Origin of the sequence: Pseudomonas sp. QD4 (genome assembly GCF_049199125.1) — a bacterium.
In the GTDB taxonomy this organism is placed as follows: domain Bacteria; phylum Pseudomonadota; class Gammaproteobacteria; order Pseudomonadales; family Pseudomonadaceae; genus Aquipseudomonas.
The window spans coordinates 1,912,535-1,937,360 of the sequence record NZ_JBLZOM010000001.1; the positions used below are offsets into that span (position 1 = coordinate 1,912,535).

Here is a 24,826-nt window from a genome sequence, read left to right on the forward strand (position 1 = left end):
TCTGAAGCGCCCCGTTAAACCACGATGGCCGAACGCAGGCAGTGAGCCGTGGGCAACCCGGCAGGACGCCGGGTTAGCCGCGCTGGGCCATGGATGGCCCATCGCGGCGGCCCACGGATCAATGCCGGAGTGAGGGCATGCCGAGCCGAAGCGAGGCACCGAGTGGTGGGGCAAGAGCGTTTTGCTTACTTTTGCGCTGTTCAAAAGTGAGCCGCTGTAAGAGCGGAACCTATAGCCGCCACATCCGCAGCAATGGATATGTACACCCATAAACCCGAGGCGTCAGGTCTTGGGGCCGCTACGCGGCCCAGCGGGAGCAAGCTCCCTCGCCACAGGGGTAAGGCAGGCCGGCCGGAGGGCCGCCTGGGAGTTGCGGATTATTGCACCGGCAAAAAATTCATAAACAGCAAACTCTGCGCATAATTCAACCCAATCCGCCGATACCGCTCATCCAACATCTGCGTCAGCAAATCCAACCGCGCCACAATCTTCCCAAACTCAACCGCAAAACTCAGGTTACTGCCCTCCTCCGAAATCTCATTGGAAAACAACAACAGCACCCCATTGGCATCCTGCCGCTGGCTCAACAACCAAGTGGCCTTCTCAATATTGCGCGCCGCATTGCTGACAAACTGCGGATCAATCGCATCGGTCATATAAAACTCGGTGCGCCCGCCATGGGCCGTCACCAGCATGCTGCCGATGGCATAGATAAACGCCCCGACCCGGTCCCCCTGAAATTCCGGGCTCAGGGAATAACTCAAGGCCGCCAGATCCCGGCGATCGCCCAATGAAGGCAGCGGCTGGCGTTTTTCGATGGCGTTGCGGATTTCGCGCTGGGCGGTGGTGCCGTCGGGGTAGCCCGATTTGCGCCACTGCGCCGGGTTGCGCAGGTACAGCTTGCCCATCAGCAGGTACAGGCTTTGCAGGTTGTCGCGCATGCCCAGGGTGGCCATGCGGTCGACGCTGGTCTGGAAGAATTCGTCGGGTTTGCCTTTACGAAACTGTTCCGCGATATCGCGTCCTTGCTGCTGGCTGCAGCCACTGGAACAGAGCACCAACAGCCCTGCCAACAGCAGGGGGCGGCGCAGCAATTGCTTCATGCAAAAGAAGGGGGCGTAGGCCATCGGCACCGGGTCAATATTCACTGGCACAGCTGGGGATCAGCGCGGCCTGGCCATGAATAGAGCGGCAAAACCTAAAAAAGTGCGATGGCCACCCACGGCCATCGCCAAATCGCCCGCTTGGGCGTGCTACACGCGACCCGGTGAAACGATGATTTTCACGTTGTGTTCCTTGTTGTTGACCAGCTCCTCAAAGCCCTGGCCAACGATCTCTTCCAGTTGGATGCGCCCGGTCACCAGCGGCGTGATGTCCAGGCGGCCGTCGGCGATAAAGGCAATCACATCGGCGAATTCGCCGTTGTAGGCCAGGGAGCCCAGCACCTGTTTCTCGGTGGCCACCAGCTCGAAGAAGTTGAACTCGCTGGGCTCTTCGAAGATGCCCACCAGCACGCATTTGCCAGCCTTGCGGATCAGGTCGATGGCCAGCTTGGCCGTGCGTTTGTTGCCGATGCATTCAAAGCTGACATCGGCCCCCAGGCCGCCGGTGAGGCGCTTGACCTCGGCCAGGGCGTCGCATTCCTTGGGATCGAGCACGTGGGTCGCGCCGACTTCCAGGGCCTTGGCCTTGCGTGCGCCGGACATTTCCAGGGCGATGACCTGGGCCGCGCCGGCAGCCTTGGCGCACATGATGGTGCACAGGCCGATGGTCCCGGCGCCGACCACCACCACGTTCTGCCCCAGCAAGTTGCCGGCCTTTTTCACCGCGTGCATGCCCACCGCCAGGGGCTCGATCAGCGCCCCGGCTTCGGCCGGGAAGTTGGCCGGCAATTTGTACAGCAGGTTGGCCGGTACGTTGACCAGTTCGGCAAAGGCACCGTTGTTCATCAACCCGGTGAAGGCCAGGTTTTCGCAGATGTTGTACAGGCCGTGGGTGCAGTAATAACAGGTGCCGCAGTGCTGGCAGGCATCGGCCGCCACCGGCTCGCCGACACTGAAACCCTGGACCCCGGCGCCAAGCTCGACGATCTCGCCGCAGAACTCATGGCCGAGGATGCACTGGCCCTTGATGCCGGTCAGCGGGTGCGGCGCATCCACCGGGATGAAGACCGGGCCGGCCACGTATTCATGCAAGTCGGAACCGCAGATCCCGCACCACTCGACGCGGATCTGCACCCAGCCGGCCGGTGGCGCGCCCGGCAGCGGCACGTCTTCGACGCGGATGTCGTTGCGGCCATGCCACACGGCGGCACGCATGCTTTGAGTCGATTTGAGAGAAACACCCATCTTGGCTACTCCTTATTGTTATAGGGCTGCGCAGCCAGGGGGCCGGCGCAGCCATCACGGGCTTCAGTGCTGGCGGATAAACTCCAGCACCAGCCGGTTGACCTGTTCCGCCGCTTCCATCTGCACCATGTGCGCCTGGCCCGGCAGGATCTCGATCTGCGCCGCCAGGCCCTGGCTGTGGGCCGCCGGGATGATCGCGTCATCACTGCCCCAGATCACCAGCACCGGTTGCGCGCCGTCCTGGACCACGGCTCGCAGGTCGAGCTGTTGCCGGCCTTCGCCGAACAGGTTCGCCGCCAGTTGCCGCAGGGCGCTGTCCACCCCTTCCAGGCGCTTGTACTTGAGCATGTCTTCGAGCATCTGCCGGTTGACCAGCTCGGCGTTGGAGAACAGCTGCATCAGCGGCGCCTTCAAGGCGTTGCGGTTGGCCGCCTCGACAAACCCTTGCAGGTAGCTGCCGTTGATTTCCGTGCCCAGGCCGGCGCTGCCGATCAGGGTCAGCGAGCGCACCCGCTGAGGGGCCAGGCGCGCGGCGTTGAGGCACACCGCACCGCCCATGGAATGGCCCACCAGGTGCGCCTCGGGGATATCCAGGTGATCGAGCAGCGCCAGCAGCACGCCGCTCAGTTCATCCAGGTCGCCGCGCTGCAACTGCTTGGCCGACTCACCATGGCCCGGCAGGTCGAGGGCGATCACCCGGCGGCCGGCGGCCAGGGCTTCGTGGTTGAACAGCCAGTTGTTGAGGTCGCCGCCAAAACCGTGCACCAGCACCAGCGGCACACCGCCTTCGCCGCGCTCGAAGTAGCGCACCAGGCGCCCGTCCAGTTCGACTTTCTGGGGCTTGGGTCCGCTGTCTTCCTCGGCACCGGCACCGGGCACGAAGTCGGCCTGGAACTGCTCGATCACCGCGTCGATCTCGGCGTCGCTGACGTCGCCCTCGACCACGATGCCGAGCAAGGCGCCGACGGACAGGGTTTCGTCCTGGCGGGCGATCTGGCGCCGCAGCACCCCGGAGAACGGCGCCTCGACGCTGCTGGAGATCTTGTCGGTCTCGACGTCCAGCACTTCATCGCCCTTGGTGATGGCCTGGCCTTCTTCCTTGAGCCAGGCATCGACCCGGCCCTCGGTCATCGACAAGCCCCACTTGGGCATGGTCAGGGTATGGATCTGGCTCATCAGCGCTTGCTCCATTCGATGACTTTGAGCACGGCGTTTTCGATCTTCGCCGCGTCGGGGATGTACAGGTCTTCCAGGGCATCGGAGAACGGCACCGGGGTGTGCGGCGCGGTGACCATTTCAATCGGTGCCTTGAGCGCACCGAAGGCTTTTTGCGCCACCAGGGCCGAGATATCGGTGGCCATGGAGCAGCGCGGGTTGGCTTCGTCGATGACCACCAGACGCCCGGTCTTCTCCACGCTTTCGAGGATGCTGTCTTCATCCAGCGGGCTGGTGGTGCGCAGGTCGATGACCTCGCAATCGATGCCGCGCCCGGCCAGGCTGCGCGCCGCGTCCATCGCGGTGTTGACCGTGCGCCCGTAGGAGACCAGGGTCACGTCCTTGCCGTCGCGCAGGAAGTTGGCCTCGCCGAAGGGGATGGTGTAGAGCTCTTCCGGCACTTCGCCCTGCATGCTGTAGAGCATTTTGTGCTCGCAGAAAATCACCGGGTCGTTGTCGCGGATGGCCTGGATCAACAAGCCCTTGGCATCGTAGGGCGAGGATGGGCAGACCACTTTCAGCCCGGGGATGTGGGTCCACAGCGAGGTCAGCATTTGCGAGTGCTGGGCCGCCGCGCGCAGCCCGGCGCCGACCATGGTGCGGATCACCAGCGGGGTGGCCGCCTTGCCGCCGAACATGTAGCGAAATTTGGCCGCCTGGTTGAGGATCTGGTCCAGGCAGCAACCGGCGAAGTCGACGAACATCAACTCGCACACCGGACGCACGCCGCAGGTGGCCGCGCCGACCGCCGCGCCGACATAGCCCAGTTCCGACAGCGGGGTGTCGAGCACGCGCCCGGGGAACTGGTGGTACAGGCCTTTGGTCACGCCCAGCACCCCGCCCCAGGCATCGTTTTCACCGGGGGCACCGGCACCGCCGGCGACGTCTTCACCCATGATGAACACGCTGGGGTCGCGGCGCATTTCCTGGGCCAGGGCTTCGTTGATGGCCTGCTGATAACTGATTTTTCTCGCCATGATAGAGGTCTCGATTCTTGTTATAGGGAGTATTCAGGGGTAGGAGACGTAGACGTCGGTGAGCAGGTCGGCGGGGCTCGGCTTGGGGTCGGACTTGGCCTTGCGCACGGCGTTTTCGATCAGCAGTTCGACCTCGTGGTCGATCTGGTCCAACTGGCTGGCCTGAACCAGCCCGGCGCGGGTGCTGCGCTCGCGGAACTGCATCAGGCAGTCGTTGTGCTCGCGAAAATGCTTGACCTCATCCGGCGCGCGGTAGGTCTGGGCATCGCCTTCGAAGTGGCCGTAATAGCGGGTCAGCTTGACCTCGATCAGCGATGGCCCCTCCCCGGCCCGGGCCCGTTCCACGGCCGCACCGGCGGCTTCGTGCACGGCAAAGAAGTCAAAGCCGTCGACCGTGACCCCGGGCATGCCGAAGCCGGCGGCGCGGTCGGCGATGTGGTCGCAGGCCACCGACCAGTTGGAGGCCGTGGCCTCGGCGTAGCCGTTGTTCTCGGCGATGAACAGGCATGGCAGGTTCCACACCGAGGCCATGTTCATGGCCTCGAACACCGCGCCCTCGTTGGAGCCGCCATCGCCGAAAAACACCACCGCCACGCTGTCGGTGCCCTTGAGTTTGGCGGCCAGGGCCGCGCCCACCACCAGTGGCGCGCCGGCGCCGACAATGCCGTTGGCGCCGAGCATGCCCTTCTCGAAATCGGCGATGTGCATGGAGCCGCCCTTGCCCTGGCAGACCCCGGTTTTCTTGCCGTAGATCTCGGCCATCATCCCGTACACGTCCACGCCCTTGGCGATGCAATGGCCGTGGCCGCGGTGGTTGGAGGCGATGCAATCATCGTCGCCCAGGTGGGCCATGACGCCTGCGGCCGAGGCTTCTTCGCCGGCATACAGGTGGACGAAACCGGGAATCTCGCCGGTGGCGAATTCCACGTGCAGGCGCTCTTCGAAGGCACGGATGGTGCGCATCACCTGGTAGGCATGCAGCAACTGATCAGAGGTCAAAGGTGTCGACATTTTTATTCTCCAGGAGTGTCTTGGTGCTGAAGGTTCACGGGGTGTTGCGGGTGTTCGCGACCGATGGCCAACAGGCGCTCTTGCGCCGTGAACGCCAGGGCCGCCTGGACATCGATGCTCAGCGGGCCGCCGCCATCGAGGGTGACCGTGGGTCGGTCATGCAGGTTGAATTCGATTTCGCGCTCGCCATCCAGGGCCAGGGTGCCGCTGGGCAGGGACAGGGGCCGGGGCACCCCGGGTTGCAGGTAACCGGCGTCGCGCACCCCGCAGCCCTGCAACAACCCCGGGGCCAGGGGCACCAGCAGGGCCTGGGGCGCATGGGGGTCCAGGCGCATCCAGGCGCCGTAGGGCTCCTGGCGGGTGACCGGCAGCCACAGCCCGCACAGGGCAGACAGGCCGATGGACTGGGGCTCGGCAAAGGTCACGAAGACCTCGGCCAGGTCCGCCGCACGGCTGATGGCCCGAGCGCCGATAAAGGGCAGCGAGGACACCGCCACGTCCACCAGGGCGATCTCGTGCAGGCCCCGTACGGGCTCGCGCACCAGCAGCCGTTTGTTGCGCCGCAGGGCGATTTCGGCCGGGATCCGCCCGCTGGCGAACAGCCCGCCGGCCAGCCCGGCGCTGGTGGCTTCGCGCAGTTCGGGGAAGGCGTTGTTGGTGCCGGTGGACAGGGTCAGCAACGGAATATCGCCGACCTCGGCAGCCACCGCCTTGTGGGTGCCGTCGCCCCCGAGCACGGCAATCAGCGCCACGCCGCGCTCGGCCATCCAGCGTGCGGCCTTGCGCGTGTCTTCGACGCTCTGGCGCAGGGTCAGGTCGAGAAACTCCAGCGCCGGCCAGTGGCTGTCCCGGGCCTGGCGGCTGTGGCTGTTTTTCTGCACCGCGGCGGCGATGCCGGTCATGTCGGTGGGCATCAGCACCCGTTCGATTCCGGTGGCGCCAAAGGCCGCCAGCAGGCGCTGGATCACCGAGACTTTGTCGGTGCTGGAGAACAGCCCGGCATTGGCGGTCAGGCGGCGCACGTCGCGCCCCGAGGCCGGGTTGGCGATGATGCCCACGGTCAAGGGCAAACGGCTCATGCAGCCACCCCGGGCACAACGGCGAACGAACCTTGAGCGAACGACATAGGGCACCTCTTCTTATTATCTGGCCAGTCAGGCTGGGTATCAGAGCTAGAGCAAGGCCGGTGCCAGGTTGCGAAAAAACCCCGCAAAAGCCCGGCCCAGGGCCTCGTGCAAGCGATGGCCGAGTGGCATCGGAAGACACCGGCTGAGACGCTGCATGTCAGGCTGCACGGGGCCTGGACGAGACCTTGAGACATTGCGTCTCACCCCGACCTGCGATCAGAGGGCGCTTGTCGGCGGCCGGTGTTCGGCGCTTAATGCCCGCACAACGATAAGAAGCTGGAACCGGAGGCCCTCATGCTTTGCGCACACTCGAAGGCGCATGTGGATTGCGTCAGCCGTGTCTTGAGAAACGCCGAACACCTGCCGCAATTGCCGGTCTCGGACCTGATCCTCGATTCCTGGCGCCGCTCCATGGAGCAACATCACCTGGACCCGGGCTCGCTGCAGGGGCCACGGATCCTTTCGCAGAATGTGCTGCAGGAATGCCGCGAGCGTTCCGAGCTGTTTCTGCGCATCGCCAGCGAAGAGGTCGCGCGCCTGCACGGCCGGGTGCGCGACGCCGACTATTGCGTGCTGCTCACCGACGCCCAGGGCCAGACCATCGACTACCGGGTCGAAAGCACCATTCGTAATGATTGCCGCAAGGCCGGGCTGTACCTGGGCACCTGCTGGTCCGAGGGCGAGGAAGGCACCTGCGGCGTGGCCGCAGTCCTCACCGCCCGGGCCCCGGTGACGGTGCACAAGCGCGACCACTTTCGCGCTGCCTTTATCGGCCTGACCTGCTCCGCCGCGCCGGTCTTCGACCCCCAGGGCGAACTGCTCGGGGTGCTCGATGTGTCGGCGGTGCGCTCCCCGGACGAGCGCCGCTCCCAGCACCTGATCCGGCAGATGGTGGTGCAGAGCGCACGGGAGATCGAACAGGCGTTTTTCATGAGCAGCGCCCAGGGCTTCTGGGTGCTGCGGGCCCACCACAGCCCGGGCTATGTCGACAGCCAGCCGGACTACCTGCTGGCCTGGGACGACGATGGCCGCCTGCACGCGCTGAACCCGGCGGCGCGCCAGTGGCTGTTGCAGGGGCTGGGGCGCCTGCCGGAGCACATCGGCCAGGTGTTCGACCAGCAGTCGCTGCACCGGGCCCGGGATGAGTCGCTGTGCCTGCTGCCCTGCCTGGGCGGCCGCCAGGCGCTACACGGGCGCCTGAGTGCGCCGCGGCGCGTCAACCGCAATCGCCAGCGCCTGGCCCTGGCGCCAGCCGAACTCGACCCGCGCCTGGCCGAAAGCCTGCGCCTGGCGGTACGGGTCAAGGACCGCAACCTGCCGGTGCTGATCCAGGGTGAAACCGGCTCCGGCAAGGAGGTGTTTGCCCGCCAGGTGCACCAGGCCAGCCAACGCCGCGAGCGGCCGTTCGTGGCGGTGAACTGCGCGGCGATCCCGGAAAGCCTGATTGAAAGCGAGTTGTTTGGGTATGTCGCCGGGGCCTTTACCGGGGCGTCGAACAAGGGCATGCAGGGCCTGTTGCAACAGGCCGATGGCGGCACGCTGTTTCTCGATGAAATCGGCGATATGCCCCTGGCGTTGCAGACCCGGCTGCTGCGGGTGCTGTCCGAGGGCGAAGTGGCGCCGCTGGGGGCTTCGCGGCGCAAGGCCGTGGATATCCAGGTGGTGTGCGCCAGTCACCGTGACCTGGAGCAGTTGGTGGCGGCGGGCGAGTTTCGCGAGGACCTGTATTTTCGTTTGGGCGGCGCACGCTTTCAGTTGCCGCCGTTGCGCGAGCGCAGCGATCGCCTGGCGCTGATCCAGCGCATTGTGCAGGAAGAGTCGCAGCTGTGCGGGGCGCCGGTGCAGCTGGGCAGCGCCGCCCTGGAATGCCTGCTGGGTTACCGCTGGCCGGGCAATGTGCGCCAATTGCGGCATGTGCTGCGCTACGCCTGTGCGGTGTGCGAGGACGACCTGATCCAGCTGCGGGATTTGCCCGAACAGTTGCAAGGCCTGGCACTGGACGGCACGCCCCTCGACAGCCCGGCCGAGCGCCACGCCAGCCCGGAACGCCAGGCCCTGCTCGACGCCCTGGTGCGCCACCGCTGGAAACCCCTGCCCGCCGCCAAGGCCTTGGGCATCTCCCGCGCCACCCTGTACCGCCGCGTGCACCAGCACGGCATCGAAATGCCCGGCCGAAGCCTGTAGCCGCTGGTGACAGCCCTGATTGGCGCCGTATTGCTGCGGCGTTCGGGCCGGCCAGCGCTGCCTCGCGCCTCGGCAGCGGCTACAGGGTGTGGGGTTGGAAACGGGCGCGGTAGCGGCCGGGGCTTTCGCCGGTCCATTTCTTGAAGGCGCGGTGGAAGGCGCTGGGTTCCTGGAAGCCGGTCTGCTCGGCGATTTCGCCGATGCTGGTGGCGCTGTTGCGCAGCAGTTGCACGGCCATGCCGCGGCGCACTTCGTCCTTGATTTCCTGGTACGAACAACCCTCCCGCTCCAGGCGCCGGCGCAGGGTGCTGGGGCTCATTTGCAGCTCGCCGGCAAAGGCATCCAGGGTCGGCCACTGGCTGTAGTGGCTGCGCCGCAACCGCTGGTGAACCTGGGTCGCCAACCCGTGCTGATTGCGAAAGCGGATCACCAGCCACTGCGGCGCGCTGCGTAAAAACACCTTGAGCGAGGCCAGGTCCTGGACCACCGGCAAGCGCAGAAAGCGGCTGGCAAATTCGATCTCGGTGCGCTCGGCGCCAAAACTCAAATTCGGCCCCCAGAGCAACGCGTCGTCGCTCAAGGACAAGCGCGTCTGACGAAAATCCGCGCGGTCGATGGGGATACGCCGCCCGCCCAGCCAACACAGCAGGCTGATCATCAGCACCAGGAAGGTCTCTTCGCCAAAACGCCGCGCGTCCGGGTCCGTGGCGGTGGTGTGCAGGCTGATCACCGCACGCTTGCCGCGCACGCTGAGGCTGCCGTGAAAGTCCTTGAGGAACAGCCCGAAATTGGCCAGGCACTGGCGCAGTGCCTTGCCCAGGTCGGGCTCCTGGATCAGCGCGCGGCAGATCAGGGCGAAACTGCCGACGGGCATGCCATGGGCATCGAGCTGGAAGAACTCGTCCTGCAACTCGCGGATCTGAATCAGCCACAACGCGGCAAACGCACTGGCCGGCACCCGGGCGTGGGGCTGCTCCATCAACGCCGGGTCGATGCCGGCCTCGGCCAGTACCGCCGCCAGGCGCTGGGGCTGATCACGCAGCCCGTGGATCATGGCGTGCACGAAATACGCCGCGACCGAATCCTTTTCCCGCATCAAAGCCGGTTCTCCCCATCAGCCGAATGGCAAAAAACGCCAGCATCGCTGAACAGTTATGGCATAGGCCCGCCAGGCGGTGGCCTCTAGACTGGCGCCCAACCCCGTGTCGAGGGCCGCGCGCCATGGTACGCCAGTCGCAGGCGACCGACGATGCCCCCTCGGCCACACGCGCTCATTCGAACCCGTTTGCACAGGACTGTCCTTTATGAATCTGCACACCCTTGGCGTGATTGGCGCCGGCACCATGGGCAACGGCATCGCCCAGGTCTGCGCCCTGGCCGGTTTCGAGGTGACCCTGCTGGACATCAGCGCCAGCGCCCTGGAAAAAGCCCTGGCCACCATCAGCAAGAACCTCGACCGGCAGATCGCCAAGCAGACCCTGGCCGAAGAGCAAAAACACAGCGCCCTGGCCCGGATCCGCACCAGCACCGACTACGCCAGCCTGGCCGAGGCGCAGTTGGTGATCGAAGCCGCCACCGAGAACCTCGACCTCAAGCTGCGCCTGCTGCAACAGATTGCCGGCGTGGTCGGCGCCGACTGCGTGATCGCCTCCAACACCTCGTCGCTGTCGATCACCCAACTGGCGGCCAGCGTCAACGCCCCCGAGCGTTTTATCGGCCTGCACTTTTTCAACCCGGTGCCGATGATGGGCCTGATCGAAGTGATTCGCGGCCTGCAAACCAGCGACGCGACCCACGCCCTGGCCATGGACCTGGCCCAGCGCCTGGGCAAGACCGCGATCACCGCCGGCAACCGCCCGGGGTTTGTGGTGAACCGGATCCTGGTGCCGATGATCAACGAAGCGATCCTGGTGTTTCAGGAAGGCCTGGCCAGCGCCGAGGACATCGACGCCGGCATGCGCCTGGGCTGCAACCAGCCGATCGGCCCGCTGGCCCTGGCCGACCTGATTGGCCTGGACACCCTGCTGGCGATTCTCGAAGCCTTCTACGACGGCTTCAACGACAGCAAGTACCGCCCCGCCCCGCTGCTCAAGGAAATGGTGGCCGCCGGTTACCTGGGGCGCAAAACCGGACGCGGCTTCCATGTCTATGGCTGAGCGCTGCTCGCGTTTTGCCGAGAGCCGCGACAAGGCTCTGGAGCTGTTCGCCTGCAAGGGCTTCGGCCAGGTCGGCATGCGCGAGTTGGCGACTTACCTGGGGCTGACCCCAGGCTCCCTGTATCACCATTACCCGAGCAAGCAGCACTTGCTGCTGGACCTGATCGAAGAGTTCTACGAGGAGCTGCTGGCAACTCTGGAGCGCATCGAGCAGACACCGCGCTCGCGGCGCGGCAACCTGCAGCGGCTGATTCGCGCGCACCTGGAGCTGTACCGCGAGATGCCCTGGCATTTTCGCCTGGTGGAGCGCGACAGCAGTTGCCTTAACGACGATCAACAGCTGCGGGTGCGGCAGTTGCGCGAGCAATACGAACGCCAGTTGCTGCTGATGCTCGGCCGCCCGCGCCGCTTGAGCCCGGGCGCGCTGCAGGCGGCCGGGCATGCCATCGCCATTCTGCTCAACAGCGCCCCCAGCTGGCTGGCCCAGCAGGCGCTGGAGCCAGGCGAACGCGATGAGCTGCTGGAAAACCTGCTGACCGGGGCCATCGAGCGAGTGCTGGCGGCCAAGCCGAGCCTGCAAGTGGCGGTGGCCTGAAGCGGCCCCTCAGCGCAGTTGCAGCGGATCGACCAGGCCGGCGGCGATGGCCATGCCCACCAATTGCGGCAGGTTGTCGGCCTGCATGCGCTTCATCACCCGCGACCGGTACAGGTCGATGGTCTTGACGCTGACCCCCAGTTGCTCCGCCACCTCGCGGTTGCTGTACCCCTGCACCAGCGGCAGCAGCACATCGTTCTCCCGTGGGGTGAGGCTTTGCAGGCGCGCCTGGACCGCGCCCAGGCCCGCGTCGGGCTGACGCTCATCGCTGTGGCTCAGGGCCTGTTGCACGCTGTCCAGCAGCAACTGCTCGTTGTAGGGCTTTTCGATAAAGTCATGGGCCCCGGCCTTGAAGGCGCGGACCACGATCGGCACATCGGCATGCCCACTGACGAAAATCACCGGCAGGCGCAACTCGCGGCTGCGCATCTCTTCCTGCACATTCAGCCCGCCCATGCCCGGCATGCGCACGTCCAGCAGCACACAGGCATTGAGCCGGCTGTCACAGGCGTCCAGAAACTCGCGACCGCTGGTGAACGGCAGCGCCTTGAGGCCCACCGACTCCAGCAGCCAGACGGTGGAGTCGAGCATGCCCTGGTCATCGTCGACCACGTACACCACCTGCTGCGCCACATTCGCCATGGCCTTACTCCTGTTGTTGTGAGGTTGCCCCGCTCAGCGCGGGGGCCGGCAAGCGGCAGCACATCTGCAAGCCGACCGCCTGGGGCCGGGCCTGCAACTCGCCGCCGAAGCCTTCGATAATGCTGCGGCTCATGGACAGCCCCAGCCCCAGACCATTGGCCTTGCTGGTGTAGAACGGGGTGAAGATCTGCTGCAACTGCGCCTCGGAAACGCCCGGACCCTGGTCGCTGACACTGACCTGGACCCCGCCATCAGGCAGCCCCTGGGCGCCGAGGATGATCCGCGACGGCGCATCCGCGTGCACCTCGCGGTTGGCGTCGATGGCGTTGCGCAGCAAGTTGAGCAGCACCTGTTCGAGCAGCACCCGGTCGGCATAAATCGGCGGCAGATTATCCGGCAACTGCTGCTCGATCGTCACCTGGCAGGCCCCGGCCTCCCAGGCGCACAGGCGCACGGTTTCCCGGGCCACTTCGCTGATGTCCAGCGCCTCCATGCGCCGCCGACCCTTGCGCAAGAAGGCGCGCAGGCCCTTGATCACTTCGGCGGCGTGGGTGGCGTGGACCACGATACGCTCCAGGCCCTGGGCCACACGCTCGGCCGCCTGGGGCTGGCTACCCAGGGCTTGCAGGTAACGCTGGCTGGCGCTGGCGTAATTGACCACTGCGGCCAGCGGCTGATTCATCTCATGGGCGATGCCCGAGGCCAGTTCACCCAGGGTCACCAGGCGCGCGGTATGGGCCAGTTCGTCCTGGTGGTGGCGTTGCTCGGCCTCACGCAATTCGCGCTCGGTCAGGTCGTGGGCCACCAGGGAATAAAAGCGCTCGCCGCTGGCCGAGCGATGGGCCAGCAGCATCAGTGACACCGCCACCGATTGCCCATCGACCACGGGGTGCAGGCGGGTGTCGAGGCTCCAGCGGCCATCGCGCTCGGCGCAGGTCCAGCCTTCACGCTGCAGGCGCGCCAGAGCCTCGGGGGCCAACAGGCGGTCGAGGTTGGGCATCTCCTGGCGCGCGGTCAGGCCCAGGGTGCGCCGGGCTGCCGGGTTGAGGTAGGTGACGGCGCCACTGGGCTGGATAAACAGCACCGGGTCGGTATGGGCTTCCACCACCTCGGCCAGGCGGCGCTTGGTCTCCTCGGCCTGGACCCGGGCGGTGATGTCCCGCGACACGCTGACCACCTCCACCACCGCCCCGGTGTAGGTTTCGCGGATGGCCCGGCAGGCGGTCTCGAACCACAGGTAATGGCCGTCGCGATGGCGGATGCGGTAGGTCATGGTGTGATAGCCGTCCTGCTCCAGGGCATCGCGGGTGCGCTGCATCAGCCCGGCCAGGTCCTGGCTGTGGAACAGGCTGCGGGCCAGGCGCCCGCGCAGCTCTTCGGGCCAGTAGCCGAGCAGGGTAAAGGACGCCGGCGAGGCATCGAGGAAGCAGCCGTCGGGGGTGTGCCGGGAAATCAGGTCGGTGGTGTTTTCGGTGATCAGCCGGTACAGGCGCCGGGCCCGGGCCGACTCGCGCTCGGCGTGGATCTGCGCCGTGGCTTCACGGCAGCGGGCCAGGACCCGTTGCCGTTGCGGGTCGGGGATAAAACTCCAGAGCAGGATCCGCTCGCCCCACTGGGCCTCGACGTCTTCGATGGCCCGCTGCTGCTCCAGACAGGCCCGCACCAGGGCCGGGTGATTGACCGGCAACAGCGCCGACACCGTGCACGGCGCCGCTGTTTCCAGCCATTGCTCCAAGGCCGGGTTGAGGTCCAGGGGCTGCGCCTGGGCATCCAGCAGCACACTGGGTTGCGGGTCGTGGCCAAGCCAGGGGGTGTCCGTCAGCCGGCCTTCACGTTGCTGGCGCAACCAGCGGTTCAAGGGAGTGGAGCTGGGCATCGTCGATCAACCTGTGAGCCGGAGCAGCGAATTATGATTATAGTACAACTACTATACAACTCAGGTAGTACTTCCATACCAACCGGCAAACAGTATATAAAAGACCCCGGATAAGTCACCGAGCGCCGTTAAAAAAGCCTCGGTCCATAGAGCTAATAATCAGCCACCGGGTACCCGAACCATGTCCATCTACGAGCAAGGCCTTGCGCCGACTGCCGTCAATCACATCGCCCTCTCGCCCCTGAGTTTCATCGAGCGCACCGCCAGCGTTTACCCCGACTACCCGGCGGTGATCCACGGCTCGATCCGCCGCACCTGGGCCGACACTTACCGCCGCTGCCGACGCCTGGCCTCGGCCCTGGCCGGACGCGGCATCGGCAAGAACGACACGGTGGCGGTGATGCTGCCCAATATCCCGGCGATGCTGGAGGCGCACTTCGGCGTGCCGATGATCGGCGCGGTGCTCAATGCCCTCAACGTGCGCCTGGACGCCGAGGCCATCGCCTTTATGCTGGCCCACGGCGAAGCCAAGGTGCTGATCGCCGACCGCGAGTTCCATGACGTGGTGCAGGCGGCCATCGGCATGCTCGACCACCCGCCCCTGGTGATCGACCTCGACGACCCGGAATACGGCGAAGGCCAGGCAGTCAGCGAACTGGACTACGAGGCGTTCCTGGCCGAGGGCGACCCGGATTTTGCCTGGCAATGGCCGGATGACGAGTGGCAGGCGATCTCGCTGAACTACACCTCGGGCACCACCGGCAACCCCAAGGGCGTGGTCTACCACCACCGCGGCGCCTACCTCAATTCCCTGGGCAACCAGATGACCTGGGCCATGGGCAACCACCCGGTGTACCTCTGGACCCTGCCGATGTTCCACTGCAACGGCTGGTGCTACCCCTGGACCGTGACCGCCCTGGCCGGGGTGCATGTGTTCCTGCGCCGGGTCGACCCGCAGAAGATCCTCAACCTGATCCGCGAGCACCAGGTCACTCACCTGTGCGGCGCGCCGATTGTGCTCAATGCCCTGGTCAACATGCCGGACTCGGCCAAGGCCGCCATCGACCACCCGGTGAACGCCATGGTCGCCGGCGCCGCGCCGCCGGCCAAAGTGATAGGCGCCGTGGAAGAAATGGGCATCAAGGTCACTCACGTCTACGGCCTGACCGAGGTCTACGGGCCGGTGACCCTGTGTGCCTGGCACGCGGCCTGGGACGAGTTGCCCCTAGAGCAGCGGGCGCAGATCAAGGCGCGCCAGGGCGTGCGCTACCCGACCCTGGAAGGGGTGATGGTGGCCGACCCGAAAACCCTCGAACCCACGCCCCATGACGGCCAGACCATCGGTGAGATTTTCATGCGCGGCAACACGGTGATGAAGGGCTACCTGAAAAACCCCAGCGCCACCGCCGAAGCCTTCGAGGGCGGCTGGTTCCACACCGGCGACCTGGCGGTGACCCACCCCGACGGTTACGTGGAGATCCGCGACCGGCTCAAGGACATCATCATTTCCGGGGGCGAGAATATTTCCACCATCGAACTCGAAGGCGTGCTCTACCGGCACCCGGCGGTGCTGGAAGCGGCCGTGGTGGCCCGGCCCGATGAAAAATGGGGTGAGACCCCCTGCGCCTTTATCACCCTCAAGGCCGATCACCAGCAGGTGCGCGAAGCCGAGATCATCGCCTTCTGCCGCGAGCATCTGGCAGGGTTCAAGGTCCCGCGCAGCGTGGTCTTCACCCTGCTGCCCAAGACCTCGACCGGCAAGATCCAGAAATTCGTCCTGCGCGACATGGCCAAGGCGCTCTAGCGGCGCCTGCGACGCCAGGCTGATGACACTCGGCCTGGACCCTTTTGAAGCAGGCGGTTGCGGCCGCCTGCCCCGCCTGACACGAGGTTTTGTGCAATGCCCGAATTCAACGCTCCGCTGCGCGACATGCGCTTTGTCCTGCATGAACTGTTCGACGCCCCGGCCCTCTGGGCGCGCTTGCCGGCCCTGGCCGAGACGGTCGACGGCGCCACCGCCGACGCGATCCTCGAAGAAGCAGCCAAGGTCACCGGCAACCTGATCGCCCCGCTCAACCGCAGCGGCGACGAACAGGGCGCCCAATGGCTGGCCGGCCAGGTCTCCACCCCCGAGGGTTTCAAGCAGGCGTACCAGACGTACATCGCCGGCGGCTGGGTGGGTCTGAGCGGCAACCCGGCGTTCGGCGGCATGGGCATGCCGAAGATGCTCGCGGTGCAGTTCGAAGAGATGCTCTACGCCGCCAACTCAAGCTTCGCCCTGTATTCGGCCCTGAGCTCCGGTGCCTGCCTGGCCATCGACGCCCACGCCAGCGAGGAGCTGAAACAGCGCTACCTGCCCGCCCTGTACGAAGGCCGCTGGGCCGGCTCGATGTGCCTGACCGAAGCCCATGCCGGCACTGACCTGGGCATGATTCGCACCCGCGCCGAACCCCAGGCCGATGGCAGCTATCGCCTCAGCGGCAGCAAGATTTTCATCACCGGCGGCGATCAGGACCTGACCGAAAACATCATCCACCTGGTGCTGGCCAAACTGCCGGACGCACCGCCCGGGCCCAAAGGCATTTCGCTGTTTCTGGTGCCCAAGGTCCTGGTGGACGCCAACGGCGCCCTGGGCGCGGCCAACGCAGTGAGCTGCGGCTCCATCGAGCACAAGATGGGGATCAAGGCCTCGGCCACCTGCGTGATGAACTTCGACGGCGCCAGCGGCTGGCTGATCGGCGAGGCCAACAAGGGCCTGGCAGCGATGTTCACCATGATGAATTACGAGCGGCTGTCGATCGGTATCCAGGGCATTGGCTGCGCCGAAGCCTCGTACCAGAACGCCCGCACCTATGCCCGCGACCGCCTGCAAAGCCGCGCCCCGGGCGGGGCCCAGGCCAAGGATAAAAGCGCCGACCCGATCATCGTCCACCCCGATGTGCGACGCATGCTGCTCAGCATGAAGGCCATGACCGAAGGCGGCCGAGCCTTTGCCAGTTATGTCGGGCAACAGCTGGACCTGGCCAAGTTCTCCGACCAGGCGGCCGAGCGCGACAACGCCCAGGCCCTGGTGGCGCTGCTGACGCCGGTGGCCAAGGCGTTTTTCACCGACACCGGCCTCGACAGCTGCATCCACGGCCAGCAAGTGTTCGGCGGCCATGGCTATATCCGCGAGTGGGGCCAGGAACAACTGGTGCGCGACGTGCGCATTGCGCAGATCTACGAAGGCACCAACGGCATCCAGGCCCTCGACTTGCTGGGACGCAAAGTGGTGGGCAATGGCGGTGTGGCGCTGCGCCTGTTCACCAGCGAGATCCGCGCCTATGCCGTCCTGCCGGGCGCCGCCTACGCCGCGCCGTTGCTGGATGCGGTGCAACGCCTGGAAACCCTCAGCGACTGGCTGCAGCAGCAAGCCGCCCTCGACCCGAACGCGATTGGCAGCGCCTGCGTCGAATACCTGCACCTGTTCGGTTATGTGGCCTACGCCTACCTCTGGGCGCGCATGGCGCAGATTGCCGAGCATCGGCGCGCCGAGGACCAGGGGTTCTACAGCGCCAAGCTGGCCACCGCGAGCTTCTACTTCAGCCGCCTGCTGCCGCGCATCCTCAGCCTGGAACAGAGCATTCGCGCCGGCAGCAGCCCGTTGTTCGAATTGCCCGCCGACCAGTTCTAGAGCGCCATCCGGCGTCGGGCGCAAGGCCCGGCGCCTGCCCATGCAAATTAGCGCCGGGCACGGCATACTTGCGCCCCCAAAACACACCCAAGGAACGACTGTGTTGGCGCAAACCCTGATCGTGGCCAGTGCGGCCATTGTGCTGCTGCTCGGCAGCCTGCACCTGCTCTACACCTTTTTCAGCGACAAATTCGTGCCCCGCGATGCGGCCCTGACCGCGCACATGCAGCGCGTGTCGCCCGCGATCACCCGCCAAACCACCCTGTGGCGCGCCTGGGTCGGGTTTAATGCCAGCCACAGTCTGGGGGCGATGCTGTTTGGCGCCCTTTACGGCTACATGGGCCTGCTGCACCTGCCAATGTTGCTGGACGCGCCGTTGCTGCTAGCCATCGGGCTGCTGTTTCTGGGAGCCATGCTGCTTTTGGCGCAACGCTACTGGTTCAGAGTCCCGCTGGTGGGTATCGGTCTGGCGCTGCTGCTGTTCGCCGTCGGCACCGCGCTGTTGCTGGCCTGAGCCATGGCGTTGCTTTCCTTTATCAACCGAGCAGGTTCTATGCCCCGTCTGTTACCGCCTTCGTGGTTACGCCCGTATTACGCCCTGAGCGGGCTCACCGCCGCGATGATCGTGGCCCATTGCGTCTACTTCTGCTGGGAGCTGCTAACCCCTAGGGACATCGGCGGCACGCTGTTTGGCGGGTCCATAGGGTTTATCTGGATCGCCATGGGCTGGGCCCTGGCCTGCCTGGGCCTGATGCTGCTGGCCCTGCTGCGCCTGCCCGGAGCGCGCCTGGCGTGGTTTGCCGGTGGCCTTGTACAACTGTGCATTTCCCTGGGCTGGCGCCTGAACTTCCCGGATGATTTCGACGGCAACCTGCTATACAGCCCACCGCCGAAAAGTCTTGAACTGGCCATGTGGCTGGCGATCGGCTGGCTGGGCATCGGCTGGTTTTTCTATTGCCGCAAGCCGGCGCCGCGCCAGCGACCGCCCCTGACTCGGCGCAAGGGCCTGTTGCAGATGATCGCCGCCGGGGTGCTGCTGATCTACTTCCTGGGGTTGCCGCTGCTGGTGTTGCAGGTGCGCCTGACTCGCGATGACAAGCCGCTACGGCAGGTCTCGCTGGGGGTGGGGACGCAGGATAAAGCGCAGGGTCAGGCGGGGGGATCAGGTCACTGAGTGGTGCCAAGGGTAGCCGTTCGATTTTTCAGGGCGGCTTCGCGCGCCGACGCGAGCAAGCTCCCTCGCCACAGGGGGGGTGGCGAGGGTCAGGCCGATCCAGGCTCCAGGCCACTGGATGAGTGGATAATCGCTCAGCGCGTGCTCGCCTTGAGTGCCGCTCGTTCCTTGCGCACCGGCAGGCAGGCGGCGTAGGCCAGGGCCTCTTCCCGGGTACCGAAGGAACCCAGGCGGTCGCCCTGGGTGCAGACTCGCCAGGGCCCATTGTTCACGCTGAGCACGTCGTAGCCGTTGATATGCATTTTGTTCAGCATCGCAACGCTCATAGTCACCTCCTTATCGCCGCTCCGTCTCGACCGAGACCGAGCACATGGCCTGGACTACCTTACACCCGGCTGGTCGGGCCGTGCCCGCCAGACGTCGGGACGGCGCCGGTGCTGGCGCCTCACTTTTTCTTCAGGTTGGCCAGCGGATCGTAGGCCCGGGAGCGCTGCTCGGACGGGTCATCGTGCTCGTCCAGTGGCGCCTTGGCCGGACCGATGGGGTCGACTTGCGGGTCGGCCAGGTCCGGGGAGTCAGGGTCGAAACCCAGATCATCCTGACCTGAACCATGCTCGGACGATCGCGGCCCGGTGGGCGTTCTGGCACTCATGTGCACCTCCTGCTCAGGGCCCGGCAAAAACGCCAGCCTACAGCTAAGAGCCCCCACGGCAACCAAGGTGCGAGGCAACTGACGAATGGCCCACGAGGCTCATGGCGTCTCGGCCAGGCTCTCCAGGGCCAGGCCCTCCAGGCGCTGGCGCATACCGGCACTGGCCGCAGGCCCGGCCTGCACCGTGCACTGGTCCAGGGGCACCAGGCGCCCATCGGCCCTGTCCACCATCATCGGTTGCAGCGGGCGTCCGCTACCGCGCTCGACAATCTGCACGCTCTCGCCCTCGGGGGCGTAATGGCGGTTGCCCCAGGCCACCAGGGCCAGCAGCACCCCAGCGAAATCCTCGCCCTTGGCGGTCGGCACATACTGGTAGCGCAGCGGGCGCTGGCTGTAGGCCTGGCGTTCGAGCAGGCCGTCCTCGACCAATGAGTTGAGGCGCCGGGTCAGCATGTTCGGGGCGATTTCCAGGCTGCGGGAAAACTCCTCGAAGCGCCGCAGCCCCTGCAAAGCGTCGCGCATGATCAGGATGCTCCACCACTCCCCTACCCGCTCCAGGCTCAGGGCAATCGGGCATTCGGCGTGGATCAGGGTCTTGCGCTGCATGGGGTCTCCTTGGACGAGCGGGCGGGGTGGGCCAGGACTTTTATCGCTGCGCCATGTTACTTTCATAATGATAGTTACGTCCATAAGACGCTTCCCCCCCAAACGCTGAAGGAGCTGGACCCTCATGAACAAACGCATAGTCGTCACCGGCATGGGCGCGCTGACCCCACTGGGTTGTGGCGTCGAACAGATCTGGCAACGCCTGCTGGCCGGGCAATCGGGGATCCGTCGCCTGCCCGAGGAATTGATCGGCGACCTGGCGATCAGCATCGGTGGCCAGGTCCAGGACCGTGATCAGGACCCCGAGGCCGGGTTTGATCCCGACGCCCTGCTGGCGCTCAAGGAACAGCGCAAGATGGACCGTTTCATCCTGTTCGCCCTGGCCGCCGCCGAAGAAGCCCTGACCCAGGCGGGCTGGCATCCCGAAACCGCCGAGGCCCAGGAACGCACCGCCACCATCATCGCCTCGGGCGTGGGCGGTTTTCCGGCGATTGCCGAAGCCGTGCGCACCACCGACAGCAAGGGGCCGCGGCGCCTGTCGCCGTTCACCATCCCCTCATTCCTGAGCAATATGGCGGCCGGCCACGTGTCGATCCGCCATGGCTTGAAGGGCCCGCTGGGCGCGCCGGTCACCGCCTGCGCTGCCGGGGTCCAGGCGATTGGCGATGCCGCGCGGATGATCCGCGCCGGTGAAGTCGATGTCGCCGTATGCGGCGGCGCGGAAGCCGCAATCCACCGGGTCAGCCTCGCCGGCTTTGCCGCCGCCCGCGCCTTGTCCAGCGATTACAACGACAGCCCGCAGCGCGCCTCGCGGCCCTTTGACCAGGCCCGGGACGGGTTCGTCATGGGCGAAGGCGCCGGCCTGCTGGTGATCGAAGAACTGGAACACGCCCTGGCCCGTGGCGCGACGCCGCTGGCGGAACTGGTGGGCTACGGCACCAGCGCCGATGCCTATCACATGACCGCCGGCCCGGAAGATGGCGACGGCGCACGCCGCTCCATGCTCCAGGCATTGCGCCAGGCCGGGGTACAGGCCGCGCAGATCCAGCACTTGAACGCCCACGCCACCTCGACCCCGGTCGGCGACAAAGGCGAACTGGCGGCAATCCAGGCGGTGTTCGGCCCAGGCAGCGGCCTGGCCATCAGTTCGACCAAATCCGCCACCGGCCACCTGCTGGGCGCCGCTGGCGGCATCGAAGCGATCTTCACCGTGCTCGCGCTGCGCGACCAGATCGTGCCCGCCACCCTCAACCTGGAAACCCCAGACAGCGCCGCTGCCGGCCTCGACCTGGTCAGCGGCCAGGCCCGTCCATGGCCCATGGAGTACGCCTTGTCCAACGGCTTCGGCTTTGGCGGGGTCAACGCCAGCGTGCTGTTCAAGCGCTGGGCTTAAGTCCTCGCAGAGTTGTCGTCCGCACTTGCGGGCGACGTACCTGGAGCACCGGCACTGCGGCTCCACCCCAAGCAACGCCCGCCCTGTGCGGGCGTTGCGCATTCCGGGTATATCCATAGTGATAAAGGATATTGGTATATACCAGATTGCTCCCTTATAAATCGCCGCAATCAAACACAGTGCACGAGGCCGTCGAAGGCTTCGGGTTGGAGTCGAATGCGATGGTTTCTGTAAGGGTCATGCTGGAATATTTTCACCCCTGGCCGAATTCGGCCGGCCTGTATCTGGCGCGCGAACGTGGTTGGTATCAAGAAGCCGGGCTGGATGTGGAGCTGGTGGTGCATGACCCCTGGCGCGGCGACACCCTGGATCACTTGTTGGCCGGCGCCGTGGACTTCGGGCTGTTCCCCAGCAATCGCCTGCTGGTACGCCGGGCCCTGGGGCAGCCGTTGCAAGGCGTGGCCGCGATCAATCATCAGGGCCTGGAGTCGATCCAGACCCTCACCGACTCGGGAATCCGGCGCCCACGAGACCTTGCAGGTCGGCGTCTGGCGCTCAACCCCACACCGCGCGGCCTGGCCATGGTGCGGCACCTGGTGCGGGTCGACGGCGGCGACCCGGATGCCCTGGTCCTGGTGGACAGCGGCACCCGCGAACTGCGACCCGAGCAACTGGCCGCCGGCATCGCCGATGCCAGCTTCGGCGGCTACTGGGCCTGGGAGGCCCTGATGGACAGCCCGATCGAGGCTGAACGGCGGGTGGTCTGGCCAGTCGACCAACTGGGCGCACCGGCTTACCACAGCTACCTGCTGGGCGCCCACGAACAGACATTGCAGGCCCGACCGGAGCTGACCCGAGCGTTCCTTGCGGCCAGTGCCCGGGGTTACCTGGCCGCCGCGGCGGACCCGGCCAGCGCCCTGCAGGCCTACGAAAACGTGACGCCTTATTTCCCTCGCGAACTGCTGGCGGCATCGCTGCACAAGATCGCCCCCACCTGGCTGCATGAGGGGGCCTGGGGCCGGCAACGGGATGAACTGCTCGAACCCTACGCCCACTGGCTGCACGCCAACGGGGTGCTGGACGATGCCCAGGCCTGGCGCCAGGCCACCAGCAATGCCTTCCTGCCGGAGCCAGTCTGATGACTGCGCTCAAGGCATTGACCGCCCACGGCCTGAGCCTCGAACCGGTGGCCGCCGACTGGCCGGCATTGCAGGCCGACGACGTCGAGCAGTTGCTGCGCGGCTACCCGCAACTGGGGTCGGTGCAGCGTATCGACTGGCACAGCCCCCGGCCGTTTTCCGCCGCCAGCCTGGTCCAGACCGACGCCGCGACCCTGTTCGTCAAACGCCATCACCAGAGTGTGCGCACCCCGGCCTGGCTCCAGGAAGAACACCGTTTCATGGCGCACCTGGGCCAGCGCGGCATCAACGTCAGCCCGGTGCTGGCGGACGCAAACGGCGCCACGGCCATCGCCCAGGGCCCGTGGACGTACGAGGTGCACGCCCTGGCTGAAGGCCAGGACCTGTACCGCGACGCGTTGTCCTGGACGCCGTTTTTCAGCCAGCAACAGGCCTGGGCCGCCGGCCAGGCTCTGGCCCGCCTGCATCGTGCCGCCGAGGATTACCCGGCGCCCGCACGCCAGGCCCGTGTCCTGCTGGCCAACTGCACAGTGCTCGCCGGTGGCGACCTCAGGTCCAGCCTCAACGCAGCCATCGCCCGCGATCCGGCGCTGGCCGATTACCTGGGGCAGCGTGACTGGCACGCGCACTTGCTGCCGCTGCTGCAACCCTGGCACCGCACCTTGCAGCCGCTGCTGGCACGGCAACCGGCACTGTGGACCCACAACGACTGGCACGGCTCCAACCTGTTGTGGAGTTCCAGCGCCAAGGATGCCGCCGTCAGTTGCGTGCTCGACTTCGGCCTGGCTGATCGCACCTTTGCCTTGTTCGACCTGGCCACGGCCATTGAACGCAACGCCATCCCCTGGCTGGAACTCGACCAGGGCGGCAGCGCCCGGGCCGCCCTCGGGGATATCGACGCCCTGCTCGACGGCTACGCCAGCGTCAAGCCGCTGTCCGCCCGGGACCTGCAGACCCTGGCCGCCCTGCTGCCGGTGGTGCATGTGGATTTCGCCCTGTCGGAAATCGCCTATTTCCAGGGCGTGGTGGGCTCCACCGCCAGTGCCGATGTGGCCTACCACGCCTACCTGCTGGGGCACCTGCACTGGTTTGCCGGCGATGCCGGTCAAGGCCTGCTGGAACACCTGCAACGCCTGGCCAGCCTGGGAGGTCATGGCCGATGAAACCGATCCTGATCAGTCCCACCGAATTGGCCGGGCATCTGGGCCAACCCCAGTGGCGGGTGCTCGACGCCAGCGTCGAATTGCCGTCGCCGCGCTTCGACCAGGACTACCGCGTGGCCAGCGGTCGCGAGGGTTGGCGCCAGGCCCATATTCCGGGCGCACTGCATGCCGACCTGCTGCATGACCTGGCCCTGCCCGAGGCCCCATTCAGTTTTGCCTGGCCCGGCCCGCAGGCATTGGCCAACGGCCTGGCCCGCCTGGGGATCGCCGCGAGCAGCCACCTGGTGATTTATGACCGTGGCGACGGTTTCTGGGCCGCACGCCTGTGGTGGATGCTGCGCAGCGTGGGCATTCACGCCCAAGTGCTGGACGGCGGCCTCAGCGCCTGGCGCGATGCCGGTCTGCCACTGGAACAGGATGAATCGACGCCGGTGCCGGTCGCTCCCCAGCGCCTGGAACAGGGCCCGGGGTTCTGGATCGAGCGCCAGGGCGTGCAGGCCGTGCTGGCTGGCGAGCGCCCGGGGCTGCTGATCTGCGCCCTGTCGGCGGCGCTGTTTCATGGCACCACGGCCAGCCGTTACGCCCGCCGCGGGCACCTGCCGGGCAGCCTGAACGTGCCGGCGCGCACCGTGTTCGACGCCCAGGGCCGCTACCTGCCACGCAGACAACTGCAGCAGGAACTGGGCAGCGACTTGCTCCAGGCTCCGGGCCCGCTGGTGCTGTATTGCGGCGGTGGTATTTCAGCGGCGGCGCTCGCGCTGGCGTTGACAAGGGTCGGACGCGACGACGTCCTCTTGTATGATGGCTCGCTTCAAGAGTGGGCCGCGGATTCAGACTTGCCAATGACCACCGGAGCAACTCCGGCCTGACGCCCTTAGGGCACTCATCGCTTTTT

The 24,826-nt window shown here is 66.3% G+C and carries 23 protein-coding genes; 11 read left to right on the top strand and 12 right to left on the bottom strand.

Annotation, left to right across the window (positions count from 1 at the left end; genetic code table 11):
- Nucleotides 1–377: 377 nt before the first annotated feature.
- From ACOZJV_RS08370 to ACOZJV_RS08395, 6 genes are all read right to left on the bottom strand, one after another.
- The gene (locus tag ACOZJV_RS08370) at nucleotides 378–1,127 is read right to left on the bottom strand and encodes a hypothetical protein (protein WP_242487591.1); all 750 of its coding nucleotides are present in this window, start codon (nucleotides 1,125–1,127) and stop codon (nucleotides 378–380) included.
- A gap of 126 nt (nucleotides 1,128–1,253) precedes the next feature.
- The gene (locus tag ACOZJV_RS08375; RefSeq protein WP_238596245.1) at nucleotides 1,254–2,318 is read right to left on the bottom strand and encodes a 2,3-butanediol dehydrogenase; all 1,065 of its coding nucleotides are present in this window, start codon (nucleotides 2,316–2,318) and stop codon (nucleotides 1,254–1,256) included.
- 93 nt (nucleotides 2,319–2,411) lie between these two features.
- Nucleotides 2,412–3,524, bottom strand: a complete 1,113-nt coding sequence (locus ACOZJV_RS08380; protein WP_201130332.1) for an acetoin dehydrogenase dihydrolipoyllysine-residue acetyltransferase subunit — start codon at nucleotides 3,522–3,524, stop codon at nucleotides 2,412–2,414.
- Nucleotides 3,524–4,540 carry an alpha-ketoacid dehydrogenase subunit beta gene (locus ACOZJV_RS08385; protein ID WP_078473800.1) on the bottom strand — a complete coding sequence of 339 codons (1,017 nt, stop codon included), beginning with the start codon at nucleotides 4,538–4,540 and terminating at the stop codon, nucleotides 3,524–3,526. Before ACOZJV_RS08385 ends, ACOZJV_RS08380 begins: the two co-directional genes overlap by 1 nt.
- A 33-nt stretch (nucleotides 4,541–4,573) precedes the next feature.
- Nucleotides 4,574–5,551 (bottom strand): thiamine pyrophosphate-dependent dehydrogenase E1 component subunit alpha, encoded by a 978-nt coding sequence (locus ACOZJV_RS08390; protein WP_020300038.1) that lies wholly within the window; start codon nucleotides 5,549–5,551, stop codon nucleotides 4,574–4,576.
- Nucleotides 5,552–5,553: 2 nt separating this feature from the next.
- Nucleotides 5,554–6,630, bottom strand: a complete 1,077-nt coding sequence (locus tag ACOZJV_RS08395) for an ATP-NAD kinase family protein (protein WP_421547324.1) — start codon at nucleotides 6,628–6,630, stop codon at nucleotides 5,554–5,556.
- Nucleotides 6,631–6,972: 342 nt separating this feature from the next.
- Between ACOZJV_RS08395 and ACOZJV_RS08400 the strand changes: the two genes are divergently transcribed.
- The gene (locus tag ACOZJV_RS08400; protein WP_078473802.1) at nucleotides 6,973–8,862 is read left to right on the top strand and encodes a sigma-54-dependent Fis family transcriptional regulator; all 1,890 of its coding nucleotides are present in this window, start codon (nucleotides 6,973–6,975) and stop codon (nucleotides 8,860–8,862) included.
- Nucleotides 8,863–8,941: 79 nt separating this feature from the next.
- Here the strand turns inward: ACOZJV_RS08400 and ACOZJV_RS08405 are convergent, their stop codons facing one another.
- On the bottom strand, nucleotides 8,942–9,958 hold the full coding sequence (locus tag ACOZJV_RS08405; protein ID WP_421547325.1) for an AraC family transcriptional regulator: 1,017 nt from the start codon (nucleotides 9,956–9,958) through the stop codon (nucleotides 8,942–8,944).
- A gap of 208 nt (nucleotides 9,959–10,166) precedes the next feature.
- On the opposite strand from ACOZJV_RS08405, the gene ACOZJV_RS08410 reads away from it, so the two are divergent.
- Together ACOZJV_RS08410 and ACOZJV_RS08415 are read left to right on the top strand one after the other, a co-directional pair.
- Complete coding sequence (locus tag ACOZJV_RS08410) at nucleotides 10,167–11,018, top strand: 3-hydroxybutyryl-CoA dehydrogenase (protein ID WP_078473804.1); 852 nt, start codon at nucleotides 10,167–10,169, stop codon at nucleotides 11,016–11,018.
- A complete protein-coding gene (locus tag ACOZJV_RS08415; RefSeq protein WP_201130325.1) occupies nucleotides 11,005–11,613 on the top strand; it encodes a TetR/AcrR family transcriptional regulator in 609 nt (202 codons plus the stop codon). The genes ACOZJV_RS08410 and ACOZJV_RS08415 overlap by 14 nt, the downstream gene beginning before the upstream one ends.
- Nucleotides 11,614–11,622: 9 nt before the next feature.
- Here ACOZJV_RS08415 and ACOZJV_RS08420 read toward each other — a convergent pair whose 3' ends face one another.
- The gene (locus ACOZJV_RS08420) at nucleotides 11,623–12,255 is read right to left on the bottom strand and encodes a response regulator transcription factor (protein ID WP_201130324.1); all 633 of its coding nucleotides are present in this window, start codon (nucleotides 12,253–12,255) and stop codon (nucleotides 11,623–11,625) included.
- Nucleotides 12,256–12,259: 4 nt separating this feature from the next.
- Nucleotides 12,260–14,131, bottom strand: a complete 1,872-nt coding sequence (locus ACOZJV_RS08425; protein ID WP_078473807.1) for a PAS domain S-box protein — start codon at nucleotides 14,129–14,131, stop codon at nucleotides 12,260–12,262.
- A 181-nt stretch (nucleotides 14,132–14,312) separates the two neighbouring features.
- Here ACOZJV_RS08425 and ACOZJV_RS08430 point away from each other — a divergent pair, with 181 nt between their 5' ends.
- The 4 genes from ACOZJV_RS08430 (at nucleotide 14,313) to ACOZJV_RS08445 (ending at nucleotide 18,978) form a co-directional block, all read left to right on the top strand.
- Nucleotides 14,313–15,935 (top strand): acyl-CoA synthetase, encoded by a 1,623-nt coding sequence (locus ACOZJV_RS08430; protein WP_078473808.1) that lies wholly within the window; start codon nucleotides 14,313–14,315, stop codon nucleotides 15,933–15,935.
- Between the two features lie 96 nt (nucleotides 15,936–16,031).
- Nucleotides 16,032–17,804, top strand: a complete 1,773-nt coding sequence (locus tag ACOZJV_RS08435; RefSeq protein ID WP_421547326.1) for an acyl-CoA dehydrogenase C-terminal domain-containing protein — start codon at nucleotides 16,032–16,034, stop codon at nucleotides 17,802–17,804.
- 100 nt (nucleotides 17,805–17,904) lie between these two features.
- Complete coding sequence (locus tag ACOZJV_RS08440) at nucleotides 17,905–18,318, top strand: LIC_13387 family protein (protein ID WP_421547327.1); 414 nt, start codon at nucleotides 17,905–17,907, stop codon at nucleotides 18,316–18,318.
- Nucleotides 18,319–18,357: 39 nt separating this feature from the next.
- Nucleotides 18,358–18,978 (top strand): hypothetical protein, encoded by a 621-nt coding sequence (locus ACOZJV_RS08445; RefSeq protein ID WP_421547328.1) that lies wholly within the window; start codon nucleotides 18,358–18,360, stop codon nucleotides 18,976–18,978.
- Nucleotides 18,979–19,112: 134 nt separating this feature from the next.
- On the opposite strand, the gene ACOZJV_RS08450 is transcribed toward ACOZJV_RS08445, so the two are convergent.
- From ACOZJV_RS08450 to ACOZJV_RS08460, 3 genes are all read right to left on the bottom strand, one after another.
- Nucleotides 19,113–19,304, bottom strand: coding sequence for a DUF2188 domain-containing protein (locus ACOZJV_RS08450; protein WP_421547329.1), 192 nt, complete (start codon nucleotides 19,302–19,304; stop codon nucleotides 19,113–19,115).
- A 119-nt stretch (nucleotides 19,305–19,423) separates the two neighbouring features.
- Nucleotides 19,424–19,630, bottom strand: a complete 207-nt coding sequence (locus ACOZJV_RS08455; protein ID WP_201130318.1) for a DUF6021 family protein — start codon at nucleotides 19,628–19,630, stop codon at nucleotides 19,424–19,426.
- Between the two features lie 99 nt (nucleotides 19,631–19,729).
- A complete protein-coding gene (locus ACOZJV_RS08460) occupies nucleotides 19,730–20,236 on the bottom strand; it encodes a winged helix-turn-helix transcriptional regulator (protein ID WP_421547330.1) in 507 nt (168 codons plus the stop codon).
- A 124-nt stretch (nucleotides 20,237–20,360) separates the two neighbouring features.
- Between ACOZJV_RS08460 and fabF the strand changes: the two genes are divergently transcribed.
- The 4 genes from fabF to ACOZJV_RS08480 all read left to right on the top strand — a co-directional run bounded on the left by fabF (nucleotide 20,361) and on the right by ACOZJV_RS08480 (nucleotide 24,800).
- A complete protein-coding gene (fabF, locus tag ACOZJV_RS08465; protein ID WP_421547331.1) occupies nucleotides 20,361–21,629 on the top strand; it encodes a beta-ketoacyl-ACP synthase II in 1,269 nt (422 codons plus the stop codon).
- A gap of 221 nt (nucleotides 21,630–21,850) precedes the next feature.
- Complete coding sequence (locus ACOZJV_RS08470; RefSeq protein WP_421547332.1) at nucleotides 21,851–22,768, top strand: ABC transporter substrate-binding protein; 918 nt, start codon at nucleotides 21,851–21,853, stop codon at nucleotides 22,766–22,768.
- Nucleotides 22,768–23,931: a phosphotransferase enzyme family protein gene (locus ACOZJV_RS08475; protein WP_421547333.1), complete on the top strand. Its 1,164-nt coding sequence runs from the start codon at nucleotides 22,768–22,770 to the stop codon at nucleotides 23,929–23,931. The genes ACOZJV_RS08470 and ACOZJV_RS08475 overlap by 1 nt, the downstream gene beginning before the upstream one ends.
- Nucleotides 23,928–24,800, top strand: a complete 873-nt coding sequence (locus ACOZJV_RS08480; RefSeq protein ID WP_421547334.1) for a sulfurtransferase — start codon at nucleotides 23,928–23,930, stop codon at nucleotides 24,798–24,800. The genes ACOZJV_RS08475 and ACOZJV_RS08480 overlap by 4 nt, the downstream gene beginning before the upstream one ends.
- The last annotated feature ends 26 nt before the right edge of the window (nucleotides 24,801–24,826 follow it).

Excerpts from the sequence above, each read along its gene's own strand:
- ACOZJV_RS08370 (WP_242487591.1), bottom strand. The coding sequence starts at position 1,127 with ATGGCCTACGCCCCCTTCTTTTGCATGAAGCAATTGCTGCGCCGCCCC.
- ACOZJV_RS08375 (WP_238596245.1), bottom strand. The coding sequence starts at position 2,318 with ATGCGTGCCGCCGTGTGGCATGGCCGCAACGACATCCGCGTCGAAGAC.
- ACOZJV_RS08380 (WP_201130332.1), bottom strand. The coding sequence starts at position 3,524 with ATGAGCCAGATCCATACCCTGACCATGCCCAAGTGGGGCTTGTCGATG.
- ACOZJV_RS08385 (WP_078473800.1), bottom strand. The coding sequence starts at position 4,540 with ATGGCGAGAAAAATCAGTTATCAGCAGGCCATCAACGAAGCCCTGGCC.
- ACOZJV_RS08390 (WP_020300038.1), bottom strand. The coding sequence starts at position 5,551 with ATGTCGACACCTTTGACCTCTGATCAGTTGCTGCATGCCTACCAGGTG.
- ACOZJV_RS08395 (WP_421547324.1), bottom strand. The coding sequence starts at position 6,630 with ATGAGCCGTTTGCCCTTGACCGTGGGCATCATCGCCAACCCGGCCTCG.
- ACOZJV_RS08400 (WP_078473802.1), top strand. The coding sequence starts at position 6,973 with ATGCTTTGCGCACACTCGAAGGCGCATGTGGATTGCGTCAGCCGTGTC.
- ACOZJV_RS08405 (WP_421547325.1), bottom strand. The coding sequence starts at position 9,958 with ATGCGGGAAAAGGATTCGGTCGCGGCGTATTTCGTGCACGCCATGATC.
- ACOZJV_RS08410 (WP_078473804.1), top strand. The coding sequence starts at position 10,167 with ATGAATCTGCACACCCTTGGCGTGATTGGCGCCGGCACCATGGGCAAC.
- ACOZJV_RS08415 (WP_201130325.1), top strand. The coding sequence starts at position 11,005 with ATGTCTATGGCTGAGCGCTGCTCGCGTTTTGCCGAGAGCCGCGACAAG.
- ACOZJV_RS08420 (WP_201130324.1), bottom strand. The coding sequence starts at position 12,255 with ATGGCGAATGTGGCGCAGCAGGTGGTGTACGTGGTCGACGATGACCAG.
- ACOZJV_RS08425 (WP_078473807.1), bottom strand. The coding sequence starts at position 14,131 with ATGCCCAGCTCCACTCCCTTGAACCGCTGGTTGCGCCAGCAACGTGAA.
- ACOZJV_RS08430 (WP_078473808.1), top strand. The coding sequence starts at position 14,313 with ATGTCCATCTACGAGCAAGGCCTTGCGCCGACTGCCGTCAATCACATC.
- ACOZJV_RS08435 (WP_421547326.1), top strand. The coding sequence starts at position 16,032 with ATGCCCGAATTCAACGCTCCGCTGCGCGACATGCGCTTTGTCCTGCAT.
- ACOZJV_RS08445 (WP_421547328.1), top strand. The coding sequence starts at position 18,358 with ATGCCCCGTCTGTTACCGCCTTCGTGGTTACGCCCGTATTACGCCCTG.
- ACOZJV_RS08450 (WP_421547329.1), bottom strand. The coding sequence starts at position 19,304 with ATGAGCGTTGCGATGCTGAACAAAATGCATATCAACGGCTACGACGTG.
- ACOZJV_RS08455 (WP_201130318.1), bottom strand. The coding sequence starts at position 19,630 with ATGAGTGCCAGAACGCCCACCGGGCCGCGATCGTCCGAGCATGGTTCA.
- ACOZJV_RS08460 (WP_421547330.1), bottom strand. The coding sequence starts at position 20,236 with ATGCAGCGCAAGACCCTGATCCACGCCGAATGCCCGATTGCCCTGAGC.
- fabF (WP_421547331.1), top strand. The coding sequence starts at position 20,361 with ATGAACAAACGCATAGTCGTCACCGGCATGGGCGCGCTGACCCCACTG.
- ACOZJV_RS08470 (WP_421547332.1), top strand. The coding sequence starts at position 21,851 with ATGGTTTCTGTAAGGGTCATGCTGGAATATTTTCACCCCTGGCCGAAT.
- ACOZJV_RS08475 (WP_421547333.1), top strand. The coding sequence starts at position 22,768 with ATGACTGCGCTCAAGGCATTGACCGCCCACGGCCTGAGCCTCGAACCG.
- ACOZJV_RS08480 (WP_421547334.1), top strand. The coding sequence starts at position 23,928 with ATGAAACCGATCCTGATCAGTCCCACCGAATTGGCCGGGCATCTGGGC.